This window comes from Actinophytocola sp. (genome assembly GCF_045807065.1).
Taxonomy (GTDB): Bacteria; Actinomycetota; Actinomycetes; order Mycobacteriales; family Pseudonocardiaceae; genus Actinophytocola.
The window spans coordinates 1-6,306 of record NZ_JBJMIE010000830.1 but is presented as its reverse complement, the minus strand read 5'-3'; the positions used below and the strand labels follow the sequence as shown (position 1 = coordinate 6,306).

The 6,306-nt window shown below is 70.0% G+C and carries 6 protein-coding genes and 1 pseudogene; 5 read left to right on the top strand and 2 right to left on the bottom strand.

Going from position 1 to position 6,306, the window contains the following annotated elements; translation table 11 throughout:
• Window positions 1-255: pseudogene (locus ACJ73U_RS47990) on the top strand (YciI family protein); the annotation flags it as partial.
• Window positions 252-1,487, top strand: a complete 1,236-nt coding sequence (locus ACJ73U_RS47985; RefSeq protein ID WP_407784497.1) for an RNA polymerase sigma factor — start codon at window positions 252-254, stop codon at window positions 1,485-1,487. The pseudogene ACJ73U_RS47990 and the gene ACJ73U_RS47985, both read left to right, overlap by 4 nt.
• Before the next feature lie 260 nt (window positions 1,488-1,747).
• Here the strand turns inward: ACJ73U_RS47985 and ACJ73U_RS47980 are convergent, their stop codons facing one another.
• Entirely contained in the window at window positions 1,748-2,404 is a 657-nt protein-coding gene (locus tag ACJ73U_RS47980; RefSeq protein ID WP_407784496.1) for a response regulator transcription factor, read from the bottom strand.
• A 470-nt stretch (window positions 2,405-2,874) separates the two neighbouring features.
• On the opposite strand from ACJ73U_RS47980, the gene ACJ73U_RS47975 reads away from it, so the two are divergent.
• From ACJ73U_RS47975 to ACJ73U_RS47965, 3 genes are read left to right on the top strand one after another with little or no spacing between them, the layout of a single operon-like run.
• A complete protein-coding gene (locus ACJ73U_RS47975) occupies window positions 2,875-3,483 on the top strand; it encodes a DUF6230 family protein (protein WP_407784495.1) in 609 nt (202 codons plus the stop codon).
• Window positions 3,484-3,500: 17 nt separating this feature from the next.
• Window positions 3,501-4,364: a DUF6114 domain-containing protein gene (locus ACJ73U_RS47970; RefSeq protein ID WP_407784494.1), complete on the top strand. Its 864-nt coding sequence runs from the start codon at window positions 3,501-3,503 to the stop codon at window positions 4,362-4,364.
• 50 nt (window positions 4,365-4,414) lie between these two features.
• Window positions 4,415-4,990, top strand: coding sequence for a response regulator transcription factor (locus ACJ73U_RS47965; protein WP_407784493.1), 576 nt, complete (start codon window positions 4,415-4,417; stop codon window positions 4,988-4,990).
• Window positions 4,991-5,068: 78 nt separating this feature from the next.
• Here the strand turns inward: ACJ73U_RS47965 and ACJ73U_RS47960 are convergent.
• A partial coding sequence (locus tag ACJ73U_RS47960) for a GMC oxidoreductase (protein ID WP_407784492.1) occupies window positions 5,069-6,306 on the bottom strand: 1,238 nt, incomplete at its 5' end.

The window sequence follows — 6,306 nt, the reverse complement described above, 5'->3', positions numbered from 1 at the left end:
CGTGTTCAACGACCGGCTGCAGGCCGAGGGCCACTGGGTCTTCGCCGGCGGCCTCGGCTCGCCCAGTACGGCCACCGTGATCGACAACCGCGGTACCGAGACGCTGGTCACCGACGGGCCCTTCGTGGAGTCGAAGGAGTATCTCGCTGGGGTCTGGGTGTGGGGGAGGTCCCCGATCTGGATGTGGCGCTCAAGCTCGCCGCCGAGGCGTCGAAGGCCTGCGACCGGAAGATCGAGGTGCGGCCGTTCCGGTGAGCGATGTCGACGAGGCGGTGACCCGGGCCCACCGCGACGAGTGGGCGCGGGTGGTGGCCGCCCTGACCAGGCGCTTCGGTGACCTCGACATCGCCGAGGAGGCAGCGGCCGAGGCGTTCGCGACCGCCGTCGAGCGGTGGCCCGCCGACGGCGTGCCGCCCAACCCCGGCGCCTGGCTGACCACCACCGCCAACCACAAGGCCATCGACCGGATCCGCCGCGAGAACAAACGCGACGACAAGCACAAGGAGGCTCAGATGGTGTACGACGACGACCCGCCCGAGCCCCTCGGCGCCGTCGACGACGACCGACTCCGGCTGATCTTCACCTGCTGCCACCCGGCACTCGCGACGGAAGCCCGCCTGGCGCTGACGCTGCGCATGGTCGGCGGCCTGACCGTACCCGAGATCGCCCGCGCCTTCCTGGTGGCCGAGAGTGCCGTGGGCCAGCGGATCACCCGCGCGAAGGCCAAGATCAAAGCGGCCCGCATCCCCTACCGGATGCCGTCCGCCGACGATCTGCCGGCACGCATCTCCGGCGTGCTCACCGTGCTGTACCTCGTCTTCAACGAGGGCTACCTGGCCACCGGCCCCGACACCGATCCCGTCCGACACGACCTGACCACCGAGGCGATCCGGCTCACCCGCCTGATCCGCGCCCTCCTGCCGACCGACGGTGAGGTGGCCGGGCTGCTGGCGCTGATGCTGCTCACCGAGGCCCGCCGCACCGCCCGGGTCTCGGCCGGCGGCGAACTGGTCGCCCTCGACGAGCAGGACCGCGGGGCCTGGGACGCGGAACTGATCGCCGAAGGTCACCGGCTGGTGCGCGAACGCCTCGCCGCTGCCGCCGCCGGGGTCGCGCCGGGCCGCTACCAGATCCTCGCCGCGATCAACGCCGTGCACACCTCCGCCCGCGACATCCGCGACACCGACTGGTCGCAGGTCCTCGCCCTCTACGACCAGCTCATCCGCCTCGACCCCTCGCCGATCGTCGCCCTGAACCGGGCCGTCGCCGTCGCCGAACTCGACGGCCCGAACGTGGCACTGGCGGCCGTCGACCGTCTCCAGGACAAGCTGGCCGGCTATCACGCCTACCACGCCACCCGCGCCGACCTGCTGCGCCGGCTGGGCCACAGCCGGCAGTCACGCGCGGCCTACGACAAGGCCATCGAACTGGCCGGCAACACCGCCGAGACCGCCTACCTCACCCGCCGGCGCGACCAGCTGGGGTAGAGCCACCGGTGCGCCGACCGCTACGAGCAACACGATGTGGACCTCGCCGCCCTTGCGCCGGCCGGCGTTGGCACCGGTCCACGGGAGTGCGGACCAGACGCGGAAATCGACGTCGGGCGGCCAGACGGACCGGTGGAGGATCTCGAACTCGGTGACCGTGCCCCCGGCCGGCCATTTGGTTGGCTGGCGTCAGGCAAGGGCAGTGCGGCGAAGGTCGTGCGCGGGGACCCGCACGACGGGCAAGATCGCGGGATATTTCACTACGGCGACCTCGCCGGCGGCGCCGCGGGCGAAGGCTCGGTCGGGTCGGGAATCAGTCGCTGCCGCAGGGCCGCGAGTACGGCACTGGTCCTGTCCGCGGCGTTCAGTTTGGTGAATGTCGAAGTCAGGTGGTTCTTCACCGTTTGCTCGGCCAATCCCAGTATTCGGGCGATCTGCCGGTTGGAATTGCCCGCGCCCACCAACTGGAGGACTTGTCTCTCCCGGCGGGTGAGGATGACGGGTGCGTTGTCACCGTCGAACTCCGTGCCGTGCCGGCGGTGCTCATTCCTGGTTCGAGTGGCGTCCTGACATCTGCGTGTGCATTCTCCCAGCGCCACCATGGCGAGGTTGGTGCCGGCCTGGTGCAGGGTTGACAGCCGTTGTGTCATCGCGGCCGCCTGTTCGGCGATCGAGGTCATTTCGTCGAGAACGGTCCTGAGGAGCCGTGGCGGCATCGGGTCGTCGGTCTCGACGTCGCTGATCCAGGAAAGGCAGGCTTGCAGTTCCGCCGCGGGCCAGTTGTTCCGCCGCGCGGTCTTCGTCAGGAACCGGACGAACTCCGGTCGTGTCGTTCCGCTGATCTCCAGCCATCTCTGGAAGGTGGGGTAGGTGCTCACGGCGACGGCCGCGCCGGTGGCGCGTTCGTGGTTGAACACGGAAGACTTGTCAACATCGTCGAGCCATGAGATTCGACCATGCATACTTCCCCGCCCTGGCAGTCATCGAGCGTGCTGATCTGAACACGGAGCGTACCAGTCACCTGAGGGTATTCCCACGGCCGAGCGGGTGACGACCTTCGTGCGTTTTCTCTTGATGTTTGCTGCTCCATCCGGAGGTCCTGGGACCGTTCAGCTAATTCTGCTCGGACTCACACGAATGGTCTCGCCTGATGGTTCCGGTGGCGGCGCGGACGAATGCGGAGTTGACTGAAATGCTGACCGAAACGTGATAACCAATCATCGGGATGTCATGGGACCACCGCGGGTCGCGTTCGCCGGTGACGACTGCTCACGGAAGCCCGTGGCCGAATGAATTGGCCGTCTCGGTCGGCAGGGAAGCGAATGTTTCGGAACTGCGACCGCCAGCGGTTTCGCACTGGCGGTCGCGTGAGCTGAGGAGGCAAACCGTGGTGGAGGCGCCCCGGCGAGGCAGGATCCGGTGGTTGCGGTTCGCGGGAGTGCTCGCGGCAGGCTTGGCGTTGGCGGCGCTCCTGCTGACCGGCCTCGCCCAGGGAGCCCTGGCCGCGTCGTTCGCCGTGTCCGGCACGAGCTTCAAGATCTCCGCCGACAAGCTGGTGGGCACCGGGTTCGTCCAGTTCGGGGGAACGGACAACGGCGCGGACGGTCCGCATGCGGTCGGTGTCAGCGGGTTTCGCACCGCGGCCGCCGACAACTTCTGCCAGTCGGTGGCGCTGCGTGGCCTGCCCCTGGTCGGGGACGTCACACTGCGACTGGTGTCCCCGGGGCCGGAAGGTATGTCGGCCACGAACATCGTGCTCGGCGTGGCGGGCCTCACCGGCGACATGACGCTGGTCAACAGTGCGATCGGCGTGGACGCCTCGCAGGTGTCGCAGGGACCGCCCGGTGTACTCGGGCAGCCAGGCGGGTTCGCTCAGCAGGCGGAGCAGGCGACGGTCGTCGCGCCGCGGATGGTCGCCTGGAGCGCGACCGCCTACACCCTGCGGCTGAAGAACCTGAGCATGTCGCTGCGGGCGGGGGACGACGAGTGCTTCTGAGTCGCGGATGGCGTCCGATGCTCTCGAGCCTGTGGCGGCGGTTCGCGCGGTGGCGGCGGTCCCGGCCCGTCGCGGCAGGAGCGTTCACGTTGTCCGCCGGCATCGTGGTGGCGGTGCCGCCGTATGCCTCCTTCCGCCTCGGCGACGCGATGGTGTCCATCAGAACGGTGGGCGGCGTCTCGGCACTCGTGATCGGGACGCTGTTGGTGGTCTGCGGGCTGTCGCTGTGGCTGCGTCCCCGGTATCGCGTTCCGGCGGCTGTCACGACACTGCTGTTGTCGTTGGTCGCGTTGAGCGCCACCAATCTCGGCGGGTTCCTGGTCGGCACCCTGCTCGGCCTGATCGGTGCGGCACTCGCGTTCGCCTGGACGGACCAGCCCCGCCCGCCCCGCCGGCCCCGGCGACACCGTCTGGGCCGTGGCGTGGCCGTGCTGGTCGCCGGTGTCCTGGGCGCCCACACGCCGGCGGCAGCGGGGTACGGTTCGCCCCCGGCCCGGAGCTGGACCCTGGTGGCCGAGTCGATCGAGGCGGACGGCGTCGTCTACCACGGCGTCGATCGGCTCGTGGTCGACGGGCGGCCCAGCAGGACGATGTGGTTCACGATGCGCAGCATGCGGATGACCGGCCCGGCTCTCCGCGGCGGCCGGACGATCGCGATCGAGGCACCGCGCGGCGCGGCCGCCGGCGTGGACATGCACGTGCTGCGCCTGACCGGCGACCTCCAACTGCTCGGTCTGCTGCCGATCCCCGTCGACTTCACCCCCGACCACCCGCCGCCCCTGGTGCCACCGTCCTTCGTGATGACCGGCGTGACGACGGTCAACGCCCTGGTGCGTGGCGAGGCGTTGACACTGCCTGGCGCGCGGTTCACCGCCCGTTGAGCAGGCGTTCGTCCTGTCCGAAGTGGATCCGCAGGGAAAGGCGTGGAGTGATGACCCAGAGCGGGCTGGAGCACGTCTCCGAACGCGGCGGCCAGGGCGCCGACGAGATGGCTCCTCCCTTGGCCGGCGACCTCGACGCCGCGTTGCTGCTCCTACGGGATCTGCTCGACCGCCACGCCCGGGCCATGCGGGAGGTCGAGGCGATCGTGGTCAGGTTGCTGGAGATCTCCAGCACCAGCCGGCCGGACGGGTGCCCGGCACCGGCCGGACCGGTGCCCGAGCTGCTCACCAGGCAGGAGTTCAGGGTGCTGGAGCAGATGTGCCGGGCGCGCACCAACCGGCAGATCGCCAGGACGCTCGGTATCACCGAGAAGACGGCGAAGAACTACGTGCAGGCGGTCTTCCGCAAGCTCGGCGTGCACTCCAGGATGGAAGCGGTGTTGATGGCCGCCCGGCACCAGTGGTTCGCGAGCGGTGAGCAGCAGGTGACGAGACCCGCGCACCTGCACCAACTGCGTGCGGCCGGCGGCGGGAGCCACAGGGAACGGACGCGTCGGTCAGGGGTGCGGCACCAGGAGCGGGAGGTGGACGATGCCGTGGCGGGCCCGCACCGCCTGGCGAAGTAGCCCGCGGTCTGGGACACCGCGTACCAGGACGCGGACCACAGTGGACTGTCCTTTGTGGTGACACCGGCCCCGACCGTCTCAGAACACCGTGCCGACGTCCTGGGCGGTGATGCGGTCCAGGCACCGCTCGGCCAGCGCGGCGATGGTCCACGAGGGGTTGCAGCACGCGGTCGAACCGGGGATCAGCGCGCCGTCGGTGACGTACAGGCCGGGGTTGTCGTGAACCCGCCCGTAGGGGTCGCAGACCGGGCCGATCACCGCACCGCCCAACGGGTGGAAGGTGCTGTGGTCGACGGCGTTGCCCGGGGCGAACACCCCGCCGCTCGTGAGCGTCATGCGGGTGGTGGCCGCGTCCAGCGCGACCTCGACGTTCAGGTCGGCGGTGGGCGGCCACACCAGGTCGGCGCTGTCGGTCAGCGGATCGTAGACGAACTCGCCGTGCCCGTCGGGGATGCCCATGCCCACGACGTACATGGAGAACGTCTCGGTCTCGAAGGGCGCGGGTGAGTGGAACAGCGTCACGGGCCCGGTGGCGGCGTCCCAGTCGAGCATGGCCACCGGGGACGGGCCGCCCTGGTATGGCAGGGTCGGCCGGAGCGGGTTGGTGCGGAGGTAGAGCCGGTCGCCGTTGTTCCCCCAGTAGCGGCCGACGTCCGCGGGGAGGTTCGGCAGCGCTCCGGTGCCGCGTGCGCGCACCAGCAGCCGCGAGGTGTTGGCGGAGCCCGCTCCCATGAACAACGCGTCGGTCTCCACGACGACGTCCTCGACGACGGTGCCGTCGGTGTCGATGCGTTCGCAGCGCAGGACATAACGGTGCGCGGTGCCGGTGGTGATGTCCTTGACGACGTGCAGCGGTGCGATGGTGACCAGGCCGGTGGACACCGCCTCGGACAGGTACGTTCTGTCGGTGGAGTAGCGGGCGCCGTTGTTGACGCCGTAGATCACGTCACCGCGTGCCGACCAGGACGGCAGGTCGCCGCGCAGCTCCGCGCGCACGGTGTCCCAGTTCATCGGCTGTGGCACGCGCACCGGTTGGCCGCCGGCCAGCGCGGCGTCGGCGAGGAACTGCCTGCTGGAGGTGTAGCGGGTGGTGGCGAGGACGTCGTCGGGAACCGGTGACAGGCGCAGCATGGCGGCAACCCGGGGGTAGTGCACCGCGGCCATCTCCCCGTAGTCCACAGTGGACGGGATGACCCGGGTGAACAGGCTTTCCGACGGCTGCAGGGAGATCCCCTCGTAGTGCAGGGAGCCGCCACCGACCCCCGCGCCGCAGAGCACGTCCATGCCCGCGCCGCGCACCCGTTCGACAAGACCGG